This is a genomic window from Psychrobacillus sp. FSL W7-1457 (assembly GCF_038593405.1).
Taxonomy (GTDB): Bacteria; Bacillota; Bacilli; order Bacillales_A; family Planococcaceae; genus Psychrobacillus.
Window position 1 is genome coordinate 3,732,476 of record NZ_CP151993.1, and the last position, 22,310, is coordinate 3,754,785.

Sequence of the window (22,310 nt, forward strand, 5' to 3'; positions counted from 1 at the left end):
TTCATGTCAAAATAAGCATACTAAAAAAAGCCTTAGCAATACAACGCCGGCTGGAAACGCACATAATCTATGCGATACCACTACTGCGCATATCCTAAACATTTTTTAAATACACATGCCTATTAAGCTAAGAATGCCTTCTTTTCCCCTTGGTCATTCAATCACTTGAATGGTTTCTGAAAAAGAATTACAACCGGGCAAATACGGTCGGGAGGCATCCGCCGAAATTTCGATAACCTCCACCTCGTCTGCTGAAAATTTGTTTCGTCCAATTTCTTCAGCTCAGGCGCTTTAATTGTTTTCCTTCTTTAACGCGTTACCTATCCTACCTTTCTACGCGATTACAAAATATTTTAATATAATGCAACTCCATCATTATATCTTCTCAGTATATGTGAGTCAATCGAAACGACAAGGCCTAAAGTACTGAGAAACCTATAAATAGAGAAAGAGACCTATCACTCATGGTCTCTTTTACTCATACTAAAACTGCTCCGTAAACAAGTGCTAGGATAATAACAAACGCAGGATGCAGCTTTACCTTCTCTAACAGCAAATAGCTTCCTACTATTAGAATAAGCGTTGACACTACACCAACTCCGTCTAATGAATCCTTCCCAAACTGAAGAGTCATCACACCTAACAATACTGCTATTACTGGTCTTATGAGCTTTGTAAGGTTTTTAACTTCCGGTGCCTCTTTATATTTTAATAGAATAGCCATCATACTAATCATAAGGATCAAGGAGGGAGCAACTGTCGCAAAGAGAGCAATAGCTGCTCCTAAAATCCCGCCCTCAGTATATCCAATATAGCCTGCCATTTTTGTGGCAATAGGTCCAGGCAAGGAGTTTCCAAGTGCTACTACTTCGCTGAATTCCTGAGTAGTCATCCACTCATAGTTCTCTACTACCTCGTGCTCCACCAACGGAATGGAGGCGGGTCCTCCCCCATATCCCAATATACCCGGGATAAAAAATGCTAGAAACAACTGCCAATAAATCATTTCCGCCCCCTCCTTTTCAATAGAGGAAAAAAGGCAATAGCCATACACACTAGGATGATAATTGCAGGGTGTATATGTAAAAGTTCCATTAGAAACGCAGCACCGGCTATTATTAAACAAGCCTTCCACCATCCAAGGGTTTCTCCAGATTTTTTGATAAAGTCCCAAGTCATTAATGCTAGCATAACTGCAACGACAGGAATAACTGCAGCAGTCATACCCTGTACTCTTGGGGAATCCTTAAAAGACTGGAGAAAGCCTAGCAGGAGGATCATTAACACTACGGTAGGAAGGACAGAAGCGAGGAGAGCATTAACACAGCCCCAAAAACCGGCTATTCGATAACCAATATAGCCAGCCATCTTAGTAGCTATTGGACCTGGCATTGTGTTTGCCAATGCTAATGTATCGCCGAACTCTTCCTCATCCATCCATTTATATTTCTTAACTACCTCCTGATGCACTAGCGGTATAGAGGAAGGGCCACCGCCAAATCCTAGCATGCCTATTCGAAAAAATGCCTGGCTTATATCTCTTTGAAGTACTGGCTTAGGACGTACAGAGCCATCCTTCAAAGACTGATGTTCTACCACGTTGCAATAGCTCCATCCGTTCTCGATTCTGTTCCTCCTTGAAGGACTCCCGTTTCTGGGTTTCTCCAAATGATTTGCCCACGTCCAAAACTGCCGCCATCCGTTGCCACCTGAATTTCATGTCCTTTTCTCACCAAGCTTTGCACCAAATAGTTAGGGAATTCAGGCTCTACATGTACCGTTTTGCCCCTCATCCACTGCCAACGCGGCATATCAAGTGTTGCTTGAGGATTTAACAAATAATCTACAGTGTTGGTTACAACCTGGAAATGCCCCTGTGGTTGCATATAGCCACCCATTACACCAAACGGCCCTACTGCTTCTCCGTCTTTCGTTAAGAAGCCTGGGATAATCGTATGGTAAGTTTTCTTCCCTGGCTTTAATACATTAGGATGTGACTCATCTAAAGAGAAATCATGTCCTCTGTTTTGCAATGCAATACCTGTTCCTGGAATGACAACACCAGAACCGAAGCCCATATAGTTACTTTGTATAAAAGAAACCATATTTCCTTCCTCATCAGCAGTTGCCAAATAGACAGTTCCCCCCTTTGGTAATTCATAAGGTTCGGGATCTGTAGCTTCGTCTTGGATTACCGCTTTGCGCTTTTCCGCATATTCCTCGGACAATAAATGCTCGACACTTACAGGCATTTCATCAGGCTCCGTTATGAATGCCTGGCCATCCGTAAATGCCAGCTTCATCGATTCAATTTGTTGATGAAGCGTATGAACACTTTGCCACTCGGGCTTATCCAGCTTATTAAATACATTAAGGGCCATCAAAGCGACCATACCCTGACCATTTGGCGGAATCTCCCAAACATCATAGCCACGGTAGTTCACAGAAATTGGGTCTACCCACTGAGGCTGATAGGATTGTAGGTCACTTTTAGATAGATATCCCCCATGCTTTCTCATAAATCCATCTATTTGTTCAGCAAGATCTCCTTCATAAAAAGCTCTTGAATTTGTTTCTCCTATAGCTCGAAGCGTGCTTGCATGACCTGGAGACTTCCACACCTCTCCTATTTCTGGAGGGCGACCATCTGGAGCAAACGTATCAAACCATGCGTTGAATTCCTCTGTCGTAAAGCTCGCTTTAAACTTTTTGTATGCTATCTTCCAATACTTCCCTAAAATTGGGGACAGAGGATAACCCTCCTCCGCATATTGAATTGCAGGCTCTAGTACTTCTTTTAACGGCAATTTGCCAAACCTTTCTGATAAGGCTGCCCATGCAGCAGGAACTCCTGGCACCGTTATCGGCACTACTCCATGCACAGGCATCTTCTCTAAGCCTTGTGCTCTTAGCTTCTCAGCCGAAATAGACTGTGGTGCAGGACCTGATGCATTCAACCCATGAAGCTTTCCTTTTGTCCAGACTAAAGCAAAAGCATCTCCACCGATTCCATTGGAGGTTGGCTCCACCACAGTTAATGCAGCAGCAGTGGCAATAGCTGCATCAATGGCATTCCCACCCTTTTTTAATATATCTAAACCAGCCTGTGCCGCTAAAGGTTGTGATGTTGCAACCATACCTTTTTTAGCAAAAACGGTATTTCTCTTACCTGGAAATGGGTGATATAAGTAATCCATGATGTAATTCCCCTTTATATAATTTTTGTCCCTGCAAAGTGACAAGCAGCAAAGTGTCCTTCTTCTATTTGTTCCCATGCTGGCTTATCCTTTTTGCAAATATCTTGGGCTATCGGGCAGCGCGTATGGAATGGACAACCTGTTGGAGGATTCGCCGGGTTAGGTAGATCTCCTTGAAGTCGAATACGCTTCATATTCCGATTTACCGAAGGGCGTGGAATCGCAGACAACAATGCCTGAGTATAAGGATGCGTCGGATTTTTAAATAAATCCTCCACTGTACCAAGCTCTACCGTATTTCCTAAATACATGACTAGCACTCGATCACAAAAATAACGAACTACCCCCAGGTCATGTGAGATGAACAAATACGAAAGACCGTATTTTTCCTGTAATGTTTTTAATAGCTTAAGAACTTGAGCTTGAACGGAAACGTCTAGAGCAGAAACTGCTTCATCACAGATGACAAAGGAAGGATTTAAAGCTATAGCTCTAGCTATTCCAATCCTTTGGCGCTGCCCCCCACTAAATTCATGAGGGTAACGCTCATAATGCTCTTCCTTTAGCCCAACTTCATTTAAGAGTTCCACCACAGCTTTGCGTCGCTCTACTTTGGATAAGTTCGTATGCATCACAAAGACTTCCTCTAACGCATGCCCAATTCTCTGTCTAGGGTTTAGGGAAGCAAAAGGATCTTGGAAAATCATCTGCATTTCCTTAACGAACTTTAACTTCTCTTTTCTCTTAAGGTTTTGAATTTCCTGCTCCTTAAATATTACTTTTCCATCCGTTAGTTCCTCTAGTCCTAAGATAGCTCTACCTAAAGTGGACTTCCCACAACCAGATTCTCCAACTACCCCTAGACTTTCTCCTTCATAAAGCTTAAGATTTACTTCTTGAACTGCCTGGACATGCCCTTGAACTCTCTTTAATATTCCACCTTTTATAGGGAAGTACTTTTTAACTCCATTTAATTCAAGGAGGACCTTCTGATCAGTTTTGGGTGACGAGATGACCATTCTTTACTTCCTCCTCTTCCTCTTCATATAACCAGCAACTTACCGTATGTCCACGCTCGTCTTGGATCTCTTTTGGAGGTAGTACGCTACACTTTTCTGTCGCAAATTTACATCGGGGATGAAATCTGCACCCTTGAATGTCCTCATGTAAACTTGGAAGAGAACCCGGAATTGGCTCTAATTCAAAATCAGGATCATCTACATTTGGCACAGAATTTAAAAGCCCTTGGGTGTACGGGTGTTTTGGATTGTTGAAAATATCTTCAACCATACCTTCCTCCACCTTTTTACCTGCATACATCACCATCACCTTATCCGCTACCTCTGCTACTACTCCCATATCATGCGTAATAAGCATAATGCCCATATTTAACTTTGTCTTTAACTCATTGATTAGGTCCAAAATTTGAGCCTGGATTGTAACATCTAATGCGGTTGTTGGTTCATCTGCAATGAGCAAACCTGGGTGACATGATAGAGCAATGGCAATCATAACCCGTTGTCTCATCCCACCACTCAGCTCATGAGGGTACTGACTCATCCGTTTTTCTGGGTAAGGGATTCCTACTTGGTTTAACAGATCGATTCCTTGTTTGTGTGCCACTGATTTAGATAGTCCGTGATGAAGCATCAAAGGCTCCCTTAATTGGTATCCCACCGTCAATACTGGATTAAGTGCAGTCATAGGCTCTTGAAAAATCATTGATATCTTATTACCACGCATCTTTCTCAATTCTTCATATGAAAGACTTTGGATTTCTTTTCCTTCATACTTGACTTGGCCTGCAGCTATTTTACCATTGCTTGGCAAAAGACCAATGACTGACAAGGATGTAATACTCTTACCACAGCCAGACTCTCCTACGATACACAGTGTTTCTCCTTTTGAAACAGAAAAGGAGACATCTCGCACAGCTTGAACGTTACCGTCTGCTGTACGAAATTCAGTTACTAAATTGTTCACTTCTAATAATGTCTCCCTCATCGGATATACCTACTTTCCAGTTACATTTTTTAATGACCATTTACCAGTAGAATCAAGGTCCAACCCAGTGTATTTGTTATCCAAAGCAGATGTAACAACTCCATGATACATAACTACTACTGCATTCTCGTCTAACATTAATTTATTTGCTTGATTAAGTAACTTCGCACGTTCTTCTTGGTCAACTGTAGTACGTGACTGCATTACTAAGTCATCAAATGCTGGATTACTATACTGTGCACGATTTGACGCACCTACATTGTCACTATGAAAGTTAGGATAAAATAATTCAGAACCGTCTCCAGTAACATTTGACCAGCTTAAGAAGGTTAAGTCATATTCCCCTGCACGAGCTGAATCTAAATAAGTAGCCCACTCCATAGACTCAATTTCAACCTTGAACCCTGCTTCAGTTAATTGAGCTTGAACAATTTCAGCCATTAAAGTTGTATTAGCACGGTTAGCTGTTAACAATTTAAGTGGTTGATCACCATATCCATTTTTCTCTACTAATTCTTTTGCATGCTCTATATCATAAGGAGTTCCTGCCTTATCAGCAGACGCATCATATCCAAATACTTTTGGTCCTATTACACTATCACTTCTTACACCTAATCCGTTCAATTTAGAGACAAATGCATCACGATCGATTGCTGAGGCTACTGCTTCTCGGAAATCAGGGTCTTGGTTTCTTTCTCTTAGATGGTTAAATGCAAAATAATAGACTGGAGAACCATCAATTTTTTGAATATCAATACTGTCCATCGATTCTAAACGATTGATTTGCTCGGTTGGTAGGTTATCGATAAATTGAACCTCGCCTGTTTGAAGCATCGAAATGGCAGTAGAAATCTCAGGAACTACCTTGAATACTACTTTCTTTAAATCAGGTGCCCCTTCTCGATATTCTTCGTTCGCTTCTAGCACTAACTGATCTCCAGGAGTCCAACTAACAAATTTAAATGGACCGGTACCTACTGGCTCTTTCATCAAATCTTGTTTTTGGTCAGCGGTTGGACTTACAATCGCAGAGTTGGAATGAGAAAGTGCCGCTAAGAATGCACCGTAAGGATATTTCGTTGTAATTTTAACCGTATATTCATCTTCGACTGTAATTTCTTCCACGGATTCTAAAAGAGATGCACGTGGTGCACCAGTTGCTGGGTCACGTAATTTATCAAACGTATATTTGACCGCTTCTGCGTTAAATGGAGTCCCATCGTGGAATTGTACACCTTCCCTTAGTTTAAAAATCCATGTATTTTCATCTGGAGTTTCATAGGACTCCGCTAATAAAGGCTCAATCTCTAATGTTTCTGAGTTACGTTTGAAAAGTGTCTCATATACTTGATCAATCACATTTGCTGAAGGAGTGTCATTTGTCATGGTTGGAGACAGGCCGACCGCATCAGTTGTAGTAGCATAGGTAAAGGTATCTCCACTAATGTCACTTCCTGAGCCTCCGTTTTCTTTTGGAGCTGATGAAGACTCTCCTCCAGAACAAGCTGCTAGAACGATTGATACAACAAATAATAAAATAAATAACCATTTTTTCTTCATTTTCATATTCCCCCTATTTTCTATTTTTTATTGGATGTCCATATTTGGATCTAATGCATCTCGTAATCCGTCTCCTAATACGTTAAAGGCAAATACAGTTAACATAATTGCTATCCCAGGAATAATTGTTAAATGAGGTGACGTCCACATATAGCTTTGCCCTTGTGCAATCATTGCCCCCCATTCTGGTGTAGGAGGCTGTGCCCCCAATCCTAAGTAACTAAGAGAGGCTGTGGAGAGGATAGCTGTTCCCATTCTCATTGTTGCAAATACGATAATTGGTGCCATAGCATTCGGAAGAATATGACGAATCATAATCCTTAAATCAGAAGCACCTAATGATTTTAAAGCCATAATATATTCTTTTTGTTTTATAGAAAGTACTGATCCTCTCACTATGCGAGCACAGCTTGGTATGGACCAGATACTAATCGCTATTGCTACGTTAACCAGGCTGGTACCTAATATAGCAATGATTAGCATAGCTAGTAGAATACCCGGGAAGGAAAACAGCAAATCTACTATTCTCATAATGATTCCATCTAGTTTTTTATAATAGCCCCCGAGCAAACCAAGCGTAATACCTCCTAGCAGACCAAGAACGACAGCTGCTATTCCGACTAAGAGAGAAATTCTAGAACCATAAACGATACGAGACCAAACGTCTCTACCATAATTATCTGTCCCCAACCAATGACCTTCTGAAAAGATAGGGAGTTCACTGGCTACTAGATTTTGTTTTGATGGATCATGTGTGGCTAAGGAGGGAGCAAATACCGCTATGAAGATTAGCCCCAAAATAATAGCAAGACCAACTACTGCTAATTTATTTTTCATGAGGCGTTTCATCGTCGTGACGTATACCTTATCCTTCTTTTTTGTTGCAGTTGGAAGATTATTGTTTATTGAAATAGTATTCGACATATGATCCCTCCTTCTTAGTCATAACTTATCCTTGGATCGATGAATGTATAGACAATGTCTACGATGAGATTCACAACCACGAATAGTGTGGCTACTAATAATACGGAAGCTTGCACCATCGGGAAGTCCCTTTGTGCGATAGCGTCTACCATCAACCTTCCAACACCATTAATCGCAAATACTTTTTCCGTGATAATTGTTCCTCCGAGTAAACCACCAAAGTTAACACCAATCACAGTAACTACTGGAATCATTGCGTTTTTTAGAGTATGTACCCAAATGACTGATCTTTCTTTCACACCTTTGGCTCTGGCCGTTCTTACATAGTCGGCTTTAGCCACCTCGAGCACTGAGGATCTTGTCATTCTTGCAATCATTGCTGCAGCGCTAGTGCCCAATGTAATTGCAGGAAGGATCATTTGTTTAAAGCCCTCAGCTGTATAGAATGGTGCTGACAGTCCACCTACTGGTAGCCATTGCAGATTTACAGCAAATACTAATATTAACAATGCACCTAACCAAAAATTTGGTATGGATATCCCGGCAAGTGCAAAAGTAGTTGACGTCACATCGAGCCATGAATTTTGTTTTAATGCTGATATCAATCCCGCTACCACACCTATTATGATGGCAACTATCATACTCGCAATTGCCAGCTTAAAAGTATTCGGTAGCCTAATAGCTATTGCTTCTGAAACGGATTGTTTAGATTGATAGGAATAGCCAAAGTCTCCTTGAACCGCATTTTTAACATATCGACCGTACTGAACTAGGAAAGGATCATTTAATCCCAAGTTCTCTCTTATTGACTCCAAATCAGATTCGGTCGCTGTCGGTCCTCCTACCATTGTGGCAGGATCCCCGGGTGCAATGTACATGGAGGAAAACACTAGAAATGATATACCAAAAAGCAAGAAAAGAAGCTGCATCCCACGCCTTACAATTAAAGAAACCAAAATCCCACCAACCTTTTCTACATTTGTTAATCTTTTTTTTATTTTTGATTAACAAATGATTGAATTTTAATAATTTTGATTATAATACAACTATCAATAAAAATCTATATGAATTTTCAAATAAATTTATTTATTTGATTTATTCTTTACATTTAGACTAAATAATTAATTTTACATTACATTTTGAATATTATATCTGCTATATCATTACTTTATGTTTTGTTATTTTTTTCATTTAAAGTAAACGTTTCCATTCTTTCTGTCCATGCAAAAAGGCATCCTCAAGGGGATGCCTTTTATAACTTTAAGCCACTACGGCTTTTAAACCTTCTTAATAAAATATGACTCTCAACTCTAGTAATACCTTCTAATGCGTATAACTCTTCGTTGATGAATTTTTCAAGACTAAGGAAGTCATCAACCAACACGTGCATATGTAAAGTGGAAGGTCCTGTCATTTGGTAGCAGCTAGCAACACTAGGATTGTTCGCTAGTTTCTCTGCGACTTCCACCAATGATGATGGTTCACAATCCACTTCAAAAAAGCCCGATACCCCTTTGCCTACTTTTTCCGAATTAATCACTACAGTAAATCTTTCAATAACTCCTTCTTTCTGTAGTTGATGTACTCGTTCTCTCACAGCAACCCTAGATAAATTTAACTCCTTCCCAATATCTACATATGATAATCGGCCATTAGCAGTTAACAGTTCTAGGATTTTTTTGTCTATCATATCTATTCCCATTTTTTCACACCCCTCATTTCTATCATAAATTATTAACTTTACTTTAGAAAGCAAAAATAACATTATACAGACATAATGTAAAGAATTAAACAATATATTACTATTATCGAAATAAAAAGCAATATATATATTAACTTAAACACACAAAAAGACACCCTTGCAGGGTGCCCTCCTTCATTATACTTTTAAGCCAACAGTTTAACAATTTCACGGTTGAACGCTGGAATGTCATCTGGTGTACGACTAGTAACTAATTGTTTTTGACAAACGAAAACCTCTTCGTCATGGAACTTAACTCCTGCATTTTCTAAATCTACTTGAATAGATTTATATCCAGTTGCATCTCGACCATTGAGTGTTTTAGCAGTAATTAAAAGCTGAGGTCCATGACAGATTGCAAATACGGGTTTTTTAGCATCCATAAAGTATTTTGCAAATTGTACGAAACGATCATCTGCTCTTAAAATATCGGGAGAAAATCCACCAGGAATGAATAGTGCATCAAATTCTTCTGGCTTCACATCGTCAATACCATAGTCAATCGTTACATTTACTTCACCATTTTTACCGGTTACTTGTTTCCCAGCCTCTTGTTCAATAGCGAATACCTCGTGTCCAGCTTCGTTTAATGCTTGTGCCGGTTTCGCATATTCCGAGTCCTCAAACATGTTTGTGATTAATGTTGCTACTTTAGCCATTTCCTCACTCCTCAATTGTTTGTTCTCTCTTATAATTCCACTAAAAAAGCTATATTAAACATCTTTAATGAAAATTAGAAAGAAGGGCTTTTGATAATCTATTTATAAGAATTTTTTAATCAAAAAGGCTACTAAAGTATTCGATTTATTTTACTTATATGGTTTATTTGTTAAATATAAAACTAAAATCAACGGGGAAGGTTAGTTTAGATTAAGAAAGTAGTCGAATATTAAAAGGGGGAATATATATGTTAAAAAAGATAATTATTAGTATTATTTTAGGAGGTTTATTTGGTTTTATAAGTCATATTATAATCAGTTCGCGACTATACTTACCGGAAGATATGTTATTTTTTTCAACGTTTTTAGGTGTTATTTTTGGTTTATTAATTTGTTTAATTGTTGATGTAAATAAACAAATTGGAATTAATTCTACGGGTGCATAGTAAAAAGCAATATCGAAGTAAAATGAGCCAGGAGAAAATATCCTAGCTCATTTTTATATGTCTTTTTCAACTTTTCCTTTAACATAGCCAACAAAAAACCCCGACCGTAATTCTACCGGTCAAGGTTATATTATATCTTTAGTCTACTAATCCCATTTCTGCTTTTACTACTTCAACTATACGATTTACATATTTCTCACAGTCTTCTACGGTAGAAGCCTCTACCATTACGCGAACTAATGGTTCTGTTCCTGAAGGACGAACTAACACGCGTCCGTTACCAGCCATTTCTGTCTCCACTTCACTAATGATTGCAGCTACTTTATCATTCTCAGTAACAGCATGCTTATCAGTAACGCGTACATTTACTAGCTTTTGAGGAAAGACTTTCATTTCAGCTGCTAGCTCAGAAAGTTTCTTCCCTGTTACCTTCATAATGTTTACAAGCTGTAAGCCGGTTAACAAACCATCACCTGTAGTATTGTAATCTAGGAAGATAATATGACCAGATTGTTCTCCACCCAGGTTGTAACCATTCTTCTTCATCTCTTCTACAACATAACGATCTCCAACAGAAGTTTTTACACTTGTCATATCATTCGCCTCAAGTGCTTTATAGAAGCCCATGTTACTCATAACAGTAGAAACAACTGTCTTGTTGTTTAATCGTCCTAGGGAATTAAGATATTTTGCACAGATATACATGATTTGGTCGCCATCAACGATGTTCCCTTTTTCATCTACTGCGATAATTCTATCTCCATCACCATCAAATGCTAATCCAACATTTGCTCCCTTTTCAAGAACAAACTTAGCTAAGCCTTCTGGATGTGTAGACCCTACACCATCGTTTATATTCAAGCCGTTAGGCGAAACTCCCATTGTCGAAAGGTCGGCATCTAAGTCAGCAAATACATGAGTACCTAAGGAAGATGTTGCACCATTCGCACAGTCTAAGGCTACATGAATGCCTACGAAGTCTTCATCAATTGATTGCTTAAGATATTGAATGTATTTTTGACCGCCTTCGAAGTAATCGGATACGGATCCGACACCACCACCTGTGGGTCTTGGCAATTCATCCTTCTCTGCATCAAGCAACTGCTCAATTTGTTCTTCTTGCTCATCCGTAAGCTTAAACCCATCTGAACCAAAGAATTTGATACCGTTATCTTCCACGGGGTTATGGGAAGCAGAAATCATTACACCAGCATCTGCGCTCATTACACGTGTAAGATAAGCTACTCCCGGTGTACTAATAACACCTAATCGCATTACTTCCACTCCGACAGATAAAAGACCAGCAACAAGCGCGCCCTCTAGCATATGTCCAGAAATACGTGTATCCCGTCCAATGAGTACCTTTGCTCGCTCTTTAGTATCTTTTGTTAAAATATATCCACCAAAGCGACCTAATTTAAATGCTAATTCCGGTGTTAATTCCTCGTTTGCTACACCTCTTACTCCGTCTGTACCAAAATATTTTCCCATTAATCTTCTCTCCTTAATTACCTGTTATCCTGCTTTTATGCGTCTTTTATCATTAATTTTGCTTCGGATTCAGATGTTTGCCATTCTACATTAGAAGGACCATCAATTTGAATAGGAAGAATTCTTTCACCAACTTCTATGTTTTGGGCATCTACGTAGATAGAAATGTCCCCTGACTGAATATCTTTCAAGGCATCCGGTGTTCCCTTGGCCACAACAGAAATTATTCCATCAGTAGGTGTTTCGAAGCTACTCGCTAGCTGCTCTGGTAATCCTTTTACAGCTATCCTCATTTCTGTAAAGGACTTCTCTGTTATCTCATCAGCTACAGCTGTGTCCTCATCTTCCTTCTCGGCTTCATCCGTACCGTTGGAAGGGGGTGTTGCGCTTGTAACATCTGCTTTTATATCAATTTTTTCTTGAGATAATTTGGTCACTCCCTCAGGCACAACCATTTTAACACTGATTGACCCAGTGTCTTCAATTTTACTCACATCTACATCGACATTCAACCTATCAATTTTATCAACAACTGACCTAGGACCATATACCCGCACCTTCTGAGTCGCTGTTGATAGTGCATTAATAGTTAAACCTTCCTTTGGAGTTCCTTTTTTCGAAAGCGAGATAGGTACTTCTTTACTGTATTCTTCAACTGTCACTTTAACATTTACAGTTCTCGGCTCAACAGAGACATCAAGCTTATTAAGATCCAAATCAAGCACTCTAACGCTAGCTTCTTGCTCAAAGGACTTATCTATGCCTTTTTCGCTCGAAATGGTTGCTTTTACATAGCCTATAGATTGTATAACACTTTTTGCTCCTGTTACGTTTACTGTTCGAGGTTCTACAGAAGAAGTCATGACATAGTTCTCTGCTAACAGGCTTTCATTCATGTCAAGATCTACCCGGAATTCCTGGGTGATTTTTTCTTCAATTACTACATTCACATATACGGGGTCTGTTCGGACCTTTAATTTTTCTGAGAAATTTTCCTGTGATATAGCAACTCTATGTTCGCCCATTGGAAGTTCTCTTAAGTCTACAAACAGCTTGTAGTCCTTCATAATCTTTGCCGAAGTCACAAAGTTTGCAGGGCCTTGTATATTTACATCTACCGTATCTGGAACTCCAGTGACGACTAAATTTTCATCATCATAATAGACTTCTACTGGAACATCCCTTAATACGTCAATTGCATTGTTGCTAGAGTTCTGATGATCAGATTCCAAATCCGATTTCACGGAAACAAACAGCAATATGGCAAAGGTAAGTGTAATAATTCGCAAAAGCCACGGATTATTCATCATTTTATCCATTTTGTTTCCCCCTCCATCGCCACTTAGAAGGTGTCACTTGCTCCTCAGTTGGACCAAACCAAAGTCTTGTTAAATGATTTTTAAATTCATCCATTGAAAGATTTCGATGTAGGTCTCCGTTAGAAGTAAGGCTTACTGCTCCTGTTTCCTCTGAAACTACAATTGTAATAGCATCTGTGACCTCACTAAGCCCTATTGCAGCTCTATGCCTTGTTCCAAGCTCCTTCGAGATAAAAGGACTTTCAGAAAGTGGTAAGTAACAGCCAGCAGAAACAATCTTATTTTTTTGAACAATAACCGCCCCATCATGTAGTGGCGTATTTGGAATAAAAATATTAATCATTAACTCAGAAGTTAAGTGGGCATTTAAAGGTATTCCCGTCTCAATATATTCTGTCAATCCAGTCTCTCGTTCGATGGAAATTAAAGCACCAATTCGACGCTTTGCCATATAGCTAACAGACTTGGTCATTGCTTCTATTAGACGAGTCTGCTCTTCTTCCTCTTGTAGAGAGCTTCTAGAAAACAATTTCCCCCTACCTATTTGTTCAAGTGCTCTTCTGATCTCAGGTTGGAAAATGATAATAATTGCTAAGAAACCATATGTGATAACTTGATTTAACATCCAGCCAAGTGTATCTAAACCTAGAAAATCAGTTACTACTTTTGCAATAACGATGACAAAGATACCTTTTAATAATTGAACTGCTTTTGTACCTTTAATAAGAGTAATTAATTTATATATAACGAACCATACGAACAAAACGTCTAATATATTGACGATTACGTTCACTGGCATCAAGTCTGTAAATTGTTCCATAAACGACATTGGGCATCCCCCACTTTTTCTCGCAAATCCATATAAAGTAAGTATAACATATTTGAAGTATAGATTTCTCGTTCTAATACTAACGCAAAAAGTCTATCCAGGTTCCTGGATAGACTCCTTTTTTAAAAAGATAGGATAATATATGTGTTTCTCGGGGTATTTATTTCTATTTTTATTCTTCAGTCTTATCGCTTTTAAAGAAAGAGGTAATTTCATTAGCAGTATCTTTTATGGTATACCATAACCAGTCAAATGCTTTGTTAATTTCCTCACTTTTACCTGTAACATTGGCTGTGGAAGCCATATATTTAGAACCGTCGATAATGGACCCATTAATCACTGTTAAATTGCCGTCCAATTCTCCATCAACGCGCACATCACCATTCTTAACTATCAAATCTCCTTTAACGACTTGTCCCTCAGGGATTATAACTGTTTCTCCCTCGACAATAACATTCTCTTGCTTTGTGAATGAAAACTGTTGGTCGTTATTATAATTGGAGAAAAGGGCACTACTCATTAAAAGCATAAACATAGCTGCTGCCGTAAGAACAGGATGCTGTCTAAACCATCTGCTTACACCTGTATGTGATTTTTCTTTTGGAAGTCTAGACATAACTGATAGAGTAAAATCATTTGGTGCCTCTACATGAGCTGCTCCTTTTACAAAGGCTACTACATCGCTTAACTCATGCATATGATTGCGACACTCTTGGCACGACTGCAAGTGTGACTTGAGCTCCAGCTCGTGTTCACGACTAATTTCACCATCTAGATATTCATGCATATAGTGAACAATTCGTTCTGGACACGCACTCATCATGATTCCTCCTATTAAAGATTCGGTTGTTTACTTAATTGTTTTCTAAGTGCTTCCCGACCTCGATGTATTCTTGTTTTTACTGTGCCTAATGGGAGATCTAAAATTTCACTTATTTCCTGTAATGATAGTTCCTCCATGTATTTAAGCACTATAGCAGATCGATACTTATCTGGAAGACGGCTGATCTCATATTGAATTCTATCTTGTAGCTCAAGTTTCATCAACTCTTCCTCAGGAAGTTCGTCAGAGGCAGCTATTTGAGAATACATGTCGAGACCTTCCGTACCTTTTACTTCTGCATCTAAATAATAATCAGGCTTTTTTTTACGTATACGATCAATACATAAATTGGTAGCAATACGATACAGCCACGTAGAAAATTTTCTCTTTTGATCGAATGTATGAATATTTATATAGGCCCGGACAAATGCCTCTTGTGCTATATCTTCAGCTTCGTGACGATTGCCAAGCATTCTATAACAAACTTGGAAAAGCCTATTTTGGTAAAGGTCGACAATCTCCGCGAATGCGTCTTTATCTCCTTTAAGTACTTGTTTTATTCTTTTGTTAACTATCGCATCCATCGTGTGATTTCCCCTCCGCTCTATGCGGCTGTCTCTACCTATACGTAAGAAGGATTCAACAGGTTTCATTTTTTTATATTATTTTAATTTTATCAAATATTTCCTGTGTTGTGTTGTTAAAAAAAAGAAAAAGCTGACAATTAGCCTGCTTTTCCTAAAATACTAATAAAACTATTATATTAAGCTTTCTCCAAATAATGAGCCCATAAGTGCTACTGCAGTATCAGCTGTTTTATTTTTCTCATCGAGAATAGGATTTACTTCTACAAATTCAGCAGATGAAATTAAATGAGAGGAATAAAGCATTTCCATAGCTAAATGACTTTCACGATAGCTTATACCTCCTGGTACCGGCGTTCCCACTCCAGGTGTATATAGCGGATCTAATCCATCTAAGTCAAGAGATAAATGCACACCGTCCACTTTACGTTCCAGGAAGTAAGTTATCGTTTGATTCATAACCTCGGTCATTCCTAGCTTATCTATTTCATGCATGGAGAAAACTTTAATACCTTTTTCTCTAATCAGTTCTCTCTCTCCCGGGTCTACAGAGCGGGCGCCAATTATAACTATATTCTCGGGTTTAATCTTCGGTGCAAATTCACGTATGTTCACTAAATCCTTGTGACCTAAGCCTATGCTTACGGCTAATGGCATACCATGAATATTTCCCGATGGAGAAGTTTCAGCAGTGTTTAAGTCTGCATGAGCATCGTACCAGATAACCCCTAGATTTTCATAATGATCAGAAAGACCTGCTAATGTACCGATAGCTATACTATGATCTCCACCTAGGACAAGTGGGAAATCACCTGCCTCTACAACCGCATGCACTTTATTGGCAAGAGCTGTATTAGCTTCAATCACCTGCTCTAAATTTCTTAAGGTAGTAGATGATTCTTTTTTTCTAGTCTGACTGATTAAAATATCCCCTTCATCCTTCACCGTATGACCAAGGTCAGTTAAGCGTTCCACTACTCCAGCATAACGAATAGCACTTGGTCCCATATCTACCCCACGTCTATTTTGGCCAAGATCCATGGGAACCCCTATAATTGTTAGATTTAATTTATTCATTATTTTATACCCCCTTTAGTTCATACACTTATTGTAATTCCTTAAAGGCAGTTGGCTCAACTCAGCATTTTCATGTATATTTATTCATTAATAATTGAAGATATTTTTTTGCTTCTGCCCATTCTTCATTTACAATCGAATATAAAACCGCGTTTCTGACGGTCCCGTTGGATCTCACACGTTCGTTCCTTAACACACCTTCCTTGATGCCCCCAATTCTTTCAATAGCTCGCTGTGACGGTAAGTTTAACTCGTCGGTTTTAAACTGCACACGAATCATCCCCAACGCCTCAAAGCAATGCTGGAGCATCAAGAACTTACAGGTCGTATTTACATGAGTTCTCTGAAAAGCTTTCCCGTAAAAAGTAGAGCCAATTTCACAAGCACGGTTAACTTGATCTATCCCGTAAATCCTAGTCGTACCCATTATTTTCTTGGTATCTGTATGTTCCACTACATAAACAATTGCGGTTTGTTGACCTTGCATTTGATCAATTCCTGCCTGCAGCCAATCTCCTAGCTGTTCTTCACTTTCTACCCTATGTAACATATATTCAAATACGCTAGGCTCATACAGCTCCCACAGTAACGGTATATCGCTTTTCGTTAACAATCTTAACGTAACATCCCCTAGGATTAAGCTTTCCATTTCCTCTCACAACCTCTTCTCTTTTTCTATTTATATCGGAATGTAGAAGTTATTTTGTTATATATCTAAATACAAAAAAACTCTTTTCAATTGAATGAAAAGAGTACAGTATACACACATTAGAATTAAAATGGAGCCTAGCGGGATCGAACCGCTGACCTCCTGCGTGCAAGGCAGGCGCTCTCCCAGCTGAGCTAAGGCCCCATAATAGATAATAGAAAATGGCTGGGGTACCTGGATTCGAACCAGGGCATGACGGAATCAAAATCCGTTGCCTTACCGCTTGGCTATACCCCAAAAACTGGTGGAGGGGGACGGATTCGAACCGCCGAACCCTAAGGAGCGGATTTACAGTCCGCCGCGTTTAGCCACTTCGCTACCCCTCCAGGCTATTATAAAAACTTTAAACTTTATGGTGGAGGATGACGGGCTCGAACCGCCGACCCTCTGCTTGTAAGGCAGATGCTCTCCCAGCTGAGCTAATCCTCCAAAACAGTAATCCTCTTTAAAAACCGGACAATTAATAGTTTAGCATAAGTATTACTTCAAAACAAGCATTTTTTTATGTACATTCCCTACTTTTATGTAAAATAGAAAAGCTTCCAACCGGATTTGAACCGGTGACCTCTTCCTTACCATGGAAGCACTCTACCTACTGAGCTATGGAAGCATAAAAATGGCTCCGAAGGTAGGACTCGAACCTACGACCAATCGGTTAACAGCCGATTGCTCTACCACTGAGCTACTTCGGAACGTTCTTATTATTTAAAGTACAAATATAATTATAACAAGTATACTTTAAATTTCAAGCTTAATTTAGGTATTTTTCCAATGAAATATTCAAGGTTCCAACATATAGAAGTTACCATCTTTTTGAATGATATTCTCTATATTTTATTTCATAGAAGATGCTTCACCATATTATATTGTCCATTTTTATTTAGAAATATGCGTAGAAGAATTTTTTATTTAGAGTTTTTTTAATCTATTTTTTAATTCTTATTTATAGCCAAAAATTTAAGCTATTAATAGAGAACAGTGAAATTTAATATTGCTTTTTTATGTTTAAAGTAGAGTTGGTTTTCGCTCTAGACGTAAGCTTTCCGCGGGGGGAGTCGCCGTCTGCCTCTCCAATCAATAGAGTAATTAATGTTAGTATTTTATAGGTAGTGCATTCTATATAAAATTCAACGCTCATTAAAAGATTTAATTATTGCTAGGAGAGTGCTTTTAAAGTAGACGAATGGTACGAGCAGGAATCACAGCTGTCACAGAGTTTAAACGCCTTTTTGATCAGGCTCACGTAATTATTACTCGTAACTCTTTCCTTGCCCTATTCATAACATGCTTAAGTATTTTTGTAATTTCTGGGGAGAGATTGCCTTCTAAACAAAAAAACACCAGCCACAGTCGTTCAGTTCCTCGAACTCTTTGCCCCTCCGGCTTCTCGCTCACTTCCTTAGGGAGAGAATGCCTTCGGCTTTTTTTTGATACAGGACAAAACAAAAAAGCCGCCACCGATTACTCGGTGACGACTTCCTTTAGTTGCCCAGCGACGTCCTACTCTTGCAGGGGCGACCCTCCAACTACCATCCGCGGCTGCGAAACCAGATGGGCGGCAGATTTCTTCGTCAGCCGCAGTCGTTCGGTTCTCGCGTATGCCATACGCTCCGAGCCTCTCTTCTTTGCTTCCTCGAACTCTTTGCCCCTCCGGCTTCTCGCTCACTTCCTTAGGGAGAGAGTGCCTTCGGCTTTTTTTTTGAAACAAAAAAGCCGCCACCGATTGCTCGGTGACGACTTCCTTTAGTTGCCCAGCGACGTCCTACTCTTGCAGGGGGAGACCCCCAACTACCATCGGCGCTGAAGAGCTTAACTTCCGTGTTCGGTATGGGAACGGGTGTGACCTCTTCGCCATCATCACTAGACTTTTGAGTTGTTCACTCAAAACTGGATAAAAGACATCATTAATCGAAACAAACAATTTGGTTAAGTCCTCGATCGATTAGTATTCGTCAGCTGCACGTGTCGCCACGCTTCCACCCCGAACCTATCTACCTCATCGTCTTTGAGGGATCTTACTTACTTGCGTAATGGGAAATCTCATCTTGAGGGGGGCTTCGTGCTTAGATGCTTTCAGCACTTATCCCGTCCACACATAGCTACCCAGCGATGCCCTTGGCAGAACAACTGGTACACCAGCGGTGTGTCCATCCCGGTCCTCTCGTACTAAGGACAGCTCCTCTCAAATTTCCTACGCCCACGACGGATAGGGACCGAACTGTCTCACGACGTTCTGAACCCAGCTCGCGTACCGCTTTAATGGGCGAACAGCCCAACCCTTGGGACCGACTACAGCCCCAGGATGCGATGAGCCGACATCGAGGTGCCAAACCTCCCCGTCGATGTGGACTCTTGGGGGAGATAAGCCTGTTATCCCCGGGGTAGCTTTTATCCGTTGAGCGATGGCCCTTCCATGCGGAACCACCGGATCACTAAGCCCGTCTTTCGACCCTGCTCGACTTGTAGGTCTCGCAGTCAAGCTCCCTTCTGCCTTTACACTCTTCGAATGATTTCCAACCATTCTGAGGGAACCTTTGGGCGCCTCCGTTACACTTTAGGAGGCGACCGCCCCAGTCAAACTGCCCGCCTGACACTGTCTCCTACCCGGGTTACGGGTATGGGTTAGAATTTCAATACAACCAGGGTAGTATCCCACCGACGCCTCCTCCGAAGCTGGCGCTCCGGGCTCTAAGGCTCCTACCTATCCTGTACAAGTTGCACCAAAATTCAATATCAAGCTACAGTAAAGCTCCACGGGGTCTTTCCGTCCTGTCGCGGGTAACCTGCATCTTCACAGGTACTATAATTTCACCGAGTCTCTCGTTGAGACAGTGCCCAGATCGTTACGCCTTTCGTGCGGGTCGGAACTTACCCGACAAGGAATTTCGCTACCTTAGGACCGTTATAGTTACGGCCGCCGTTTACTGGGGCTTCAATTCGCACCTTCGCTTGCGCTAAGCACTCCTCTTAACCTTCCAGCACCGGGCAGGCGTCAGCCCCTATACTTCACCTTACGGTTTTGCAGAGACCTGTGTTTTTGCTAAACAGTCGCCTGGGCCTATTCACTGCGGCTCTTCTAGGCTATTCACCCAAAAGAGCACCCCTTCTCCCGAAGTTACGGGGTCATTTTGCCGAGTTCCTTAACGAGAGTTCTCTCGCTCACCTTAGGATTCTCTCCTCGACTACCTGTGTCGGTTTGCGGTACGGGCACCTCCCACCTCGTTAGAGGCTTTTCTTGGCAGTGTGAAATCAGGAACTCCGGACATACGTCCTTGCCATCACAGCTCAATGTTACAGAGTGCGGATTTGCCTACACTCACACCTCACTGCTTGGACGTGCATAACCAACAGCACGCTTACCCTATCCTACTGCGTCCCCCCATCACTCAAACGGTGGGGTGGTGGTACAGGAATATCAACCTGTTGTCCATCGTCTACGCCTATCGGCCTCGACTTAGGTCCCGACTAACCCTGAGCGGACGAGCCTTCCTCAGGAAACCTTAGTCATACGGTGGATGGGATTCTCACCCATCTTTCGCTACTCATACCGGCATTCTCACTTCTAAGCGCTCCACCAGTCCTTCCGGTCTGACTTCAACGCCCTTAGAACGCTCTCCTACCACTGATACCAAAGGTATCAATCCACAGCTTCGGTGATTTGTTTAGCCCCGATACATTTTCGGCGCAGCGTCACTCGACCAGTGAGCTATTACGCACTCTTTAAATGATGGCTGCTTCTAAGCCAACATCCTGGTTGTCTAAGCAACGCCACATCCTTTTCCACTTAACAAATACTTTGGGACCTTAGCTGGTGGTCTGGGCTGTTTCCCTCTTGACTACGGATCTTATCACTCGCAGTCTGACTCCCAAACATAAATCATTGGCATTCGGAGTTTGTCTGAATTCGGTAACCCGGGATGGGCCCCTAGTCCAAACAGTGCTCTACCTCCAAGATTCTAACGTTTGAGGCTAGCCCTAAAGCTATTTCGGAGAGAACCAGCTATCTCCAGGTTCGATTGGAATTTCTCCGCTACCCACACCTCATCCCCGCACTTTTCAACGTGCGTGGGTTCGGACCTCCAGTAAGTGTTACCTCACCTTCATCCTGGACATGGGTAGATCACCTGGTTTCGGGTCTACGACCACATACTCATTCGCCCTATTCAGACTCGCTTTCGCTGCGGCTCCGTCTTCTCAACTTAACCTCGCATGTAATCGTAACTCGCCGGTTCATTCTACAAAAGGCACGCCATCACCCGTTAACGGGCTTTGACTATTTGTAGGCACACGGTTTCAGGGTCTATTTCACTCCCCTTCCGGGGTGCTTTTCACCTTTCCCTCACGGTACTGGTTCACTATCGGTCACTAGGTAGTATTTAGCCTTGGGAGATGGTCCTCCCGGATTCCGACGGAATTTCACGTGTTCCGCCGTACTCAGGATACACTCTGGAGGGAATGAACTTTTGACTACGGGGCTTTTACCCTATCCTGCGGACCTTTCCAGGTCGCTTCGTCTAGCTCATTCTTTTGTAACTCCGTATAGAGTGTCCTACAACCCCAAGAGGCAAGCCTCTTGGTTTGGGCTCTTCCCGTTTCGCTCGCCGCTACTCAGGGAATCGAATTTTCTTTCTCTTCCTCCAGGTACTTAGATGTTTCAGTTCCCTGGGTGTGTCTCAGATGCGCTATGTATTCACGCAAATGTACTGCCCCATTACGGGCAGTGGGTTTCCCCATTCGGAAATCTTCGGATCGAAGCTCACTTACAGCTCCCCGAAGCATATCGGTGTTAGTGCCGTCCTTCATCGACTCCTAGTGCCAAGGCATCCACCGTGCGCCCTTATTAACTTAACCTAAAAGTTAAAAGTACTACACTTGCAATCACGTAAGTGATCACAATTTGAATATCTTGCGTTTGTTTCTTTTTTTGATGTCGTTTTATCCAGTTTT

At 41.0% G+C, this 22,310-nt stretch carries 18 protein-coding genes, 6 tRNA genes and 2 rRNA genes; 1 reads left to right on the plus strand and 25 read right to left on the minus strand.

The window, feature by feature from the left end:
* Positions 1 to 478: 478 nt before the first annotated feature.
* The 10 genes from NSQ95_RS18320 to NSQ95_RS18365 form a co-directional block, all read right to left on the minus strand.
* Positions 479 to 1,006, minus strand: a complete 528-nt coding sequence (locus NSQ95_RS18320) for a chromate transporter (RefSeq protein WP_169360607.1) — start codon at positions 1,004 to 1,006, stop codon at positions 479 to 481.
* The gene (locus NSQ95_RS18325) at positions 1,003 to 1,599 is read right to left on the minus strand and encodes a chromate transporter (protein WP_342560039.1); all 597 of its coding nucleotides are present in this window, start codon (positions 1,597 to 1,599) and stop codon (positions 1,003 to 1,005) included. The genes NSQ95_RS18320 and NSQ95_RS18325 overlap by 4 nt, the downstream gene beginning before the upstream one ends.
* The gene (locus NSQ95_RS18330) at positions 1,593 to 3,197 is read right to left on the minus strand and encodes a gamma-glutamyltransferase family protein (protein ID WP_342560040.1); all 1,605 of its coding nucleotides are present in this window, start codon (positions 3,195 to 3,197) and stop codon (positions 1,593 to 1,595) included. The genes NSQ95_RS18325 and NSQ95_RS18330 overlap by 7 nt, the downstream gene beginning before the upstream one ends.
* A gap of 14 nt (positions 3,198 to 3,211) precedes the next feature.
* Positions 3,212 to 4,216 carry a dipeptide ABC transporter ATP-binding protein gene (locus NSQ95_RS18335; protein WP_298471286.1) on the minus strand — a complete coding sequence of 335 codons (1,005 nt, stop codon included), beginning with the start codon at positions 4,214 to 4,216 and terminating at the stop codon, positions 3,212 to 3,214.
* Complete coding sequence (locus NSQ95_RS18340; protein ID WP_340881428.1) at positions 4,191 to 5,201, minus strand: ABC transporter ATP-binding protein; 1,011 nt, start codon at positions 5,199 to 5,201, stop codon at positions 4,191 to 4,193. The genes NSQ95_RS18335 and NSQ95_RS18340 overlap by 26 nt, the downstream gene beginning before the upstream one ends.
* A gap of 9 nt (positions 5,202 to 5,210) precedes the next feature.
* Entirely contained in the window at positions 5,211 to 6,761 is a 1,551-nt protein-coding gene (locus NSQ95_RS18345; protein ID WP_342560041.1) for a glutathione ABC transporter substrate-binding protein, read from the minus strand.
* Positions 6,762 to 6,788: 27 nt separating this feature from the next.
* Complete coding sequence (locus tag NSQ95_RS18350; RefSeq protein WP_340881426.1) at positions 6,789 to 7,685, minus strand: ABC transporter permease; 897 nt, start codon at positions 7,683 to 7,685, stop codon at positions 6,789 to 6,791.
* A 14-nt stretch (positions 7,686 to 7,699) separates the two neighbouring features.
* Positions 7,700 to 8,641 carry a nickel ABC transporter permease gene (nikB, locus tag NSQ95_RS18355; RefSeq protein WP_340881424.1) on the minus strand — a complete coding sequence of 314 codons (942 nt, stop codon included), beginning with the start codon at positions 8,639 to 8,641 and terminating at the stop codon, positions 7,700 to 7,702.
* 296 nt (positions 8,642 to 8,937) lie between these two features.
* Positions 8,938 to 9,387 (minus strand): Lrp/AsnC family transcriptional regulator, encoded by a 450-nt coding sequence (locus tag NSQ95_RS18360; RefSeq protein WP_340881422.1) that lies wholly within the window; start codon positions 9,385 to 9,387, stop codon positions 8,938 to 8,940.
* A 185-nt stretch (positions 9,388 to 9,572) separates the two neighbouring features.
* Positions 9,573 to 10,085, minus strand: a complete 513-nt coding sequence (locus tag NSQ95_RS18365) for a type 1 glutamine amidotransferase domain-containing protein (protein WP_169360610.1) — start codon at positions 10,083 to 10,085, stop codon at positions 9,573 to 9,575.
* 248 nt (positions 10,086 to 10,333) lie between these two features.
* On the opposite strand from NSQ95_RS18365, the gene NSQ95_RS18370 reads away from it, so the two are divergent.
* The gene (locus tag NSQ95_RS18370; protein WP_340881421.1) at positions 10,334 to 10,531 is read left to right on the plus strand and encodes a hypothetical protein; all 198 of its coding nucleotides are present in this window, start codon (positions 10,334 to 10,336) and stop codon (positions 10,529 to 10,531) included.
* Positions 10,532 to 10,669: 138 nt separating this feature from the next.
* On the opposite strand, the gene glmM is transcribed toward NSQ95_RS18370, so the two are convergent.
* From glmM to NSQ95_RS18445, 15 genes are all read right to left on the minus strand, one after another.
* Positions 10,670 to 12,022 carry a phosphoglucosamine mutase gene (gene glmM, locus NSQ95_RS18375; RefSeq protein ID WP_340881419.1) on the minus strand — a complete coding sequence of 451 codons (1,353 nt, stop codon included), beginning with the start codon at positions 12,020 to 12,022 and terminating at the stop codon, positions 10,670 to 10,672.
* A gap of 35 nt (positions 12,023 to 12,057) precedes the next feature.
* Positions 12,058 to 13,341: a CdaR family protein gene (locus tag NSQ95_RS18380; RefSeq protein ID WP_340881416.1), complete on the minus strand. Its 1,284-nt coding sequence runs from the start codon at positions 13,339 to 13,341 to the stop codon at positions 12,058 to 12,060.
* Complete coding sequence (cdaA, locus tag NSQ95_RS18385; protein WP_169360613.1) at positions 13,334 to 14,170, minus strand: diadenylate cyclase CdaA; 837 nt, start codon at positions 14,168 to 14,170, stop codon at positions 13,334 to 13,336. The genes NSQ95_RS18380 and cdaA overlap by 8 nt, the downstream gene beginning before the upstream one ends.
* A 172-nt stretch (positions 14,171 to 14,342) precedes the next feature.
* Positions 14,343 to 14,990, minus strand: a complete 648-nt coding sequence (locus NSQ95_RS18390; protein ID WP_169360621.1) for a zf-HC2 domain-containing protein — start codon at positions 14,988 to 14,990, stop codon at positions 14,343 to 14,345.
* Between the two features lie 14 nt (positions 14,991 to 15,004).
* A complete protein-coding gene (gene sigW, locus NSQ95_RS18395; RefSeq protein WP_169360614.1) occupies positions 15,005 to 15,577 on the minus strand; it encodes an RNA polymerase sigma factor SigW in 573 nt (190 codons plus the stop codon).
* Positions 15,578 to 15,751: 174 nt separating this feature from the next.
* On the minus strand, positions 15,752 to 16,654 hold the full coding sequence (gene rocF, locus NSQ95_RS18400) for an arginase (protein ID WP_169360615.1): 903 nt from the start codon (positions 16,652 to 16,654) through the stop codon (positions 15,752 to 15,754).
* Between the two features lie 70 nt (positions 16,655 to 16,724).
* Complete coding sequence (locus NSQ95_RS18405) at positions 16,725 to 17,303, minus strand: GNAT family protein (protein WP_340881411.1); 579 nt, start codon at positions 17,301 to 17,303, stop codon at positions 16,725 to 16,727.
* A gap of 131 nt (positions 17,304 to 17,434) precedes the next feature.
* A tRNA-Ala gene (locus tag NSQ95_RS18410) sits at positions 17,435 to 17,507 on the minus strand.
* Between the two features lie 18 nt (positions 17,508 to 17,525).
* Positions 17,526 to 17,600, minus strand: a tRNA-Gln gene (locus tag NSQ95_RS18415).
* Between the two features lie 5 nt (positions 17,601 to 17,605).
* Positions 17,606 to 17,689: transfer RNA gene (locus tag NSQ95_RS18420), tRNA-Tyr, on the minus strand.
* 27 nt (positions 17,690 to 17,716) lie between these two features.
* A tRNA-Val gene (locus tag NSQ95_RS18425) sits at positions 17,717 to 17,792 on the minus strand.
* A gap of 108 nt (positions 17,793 to 17,900) precedes the next feature.
* Positions 17,901 to 17,973 (minus strand) — tRNA-Thr (locus NSQ95_RS18430).
* A 7-nt stretch (positions 17,974 to 17,980) separates the two neighbouring features.
* A tRNA-Asn gene (locus NSQ95_RS18435) sits at positions 17,981 to 18,055 on the minus strand.
* A 1,057-nt stretch (positions 18,056 to 19,112) separates the two neighbouring features.
* Positions 19,113 to 19,228: ribosomal RNA gene (gene rrf, locus NSQ95_RS18440) — 5S ribosomal RNA — on the minus strand.
* Between the two features lie 57 nt (positions 19,229 to 19,285).
* A 23S ribosomal RNA gene (locus tag NSQ95_RS18445) occupies positions 19,286 to 22,214 on the minus strand.
* Positions 22,215 to 22,310: the final 96 nt, after the last annotated feature.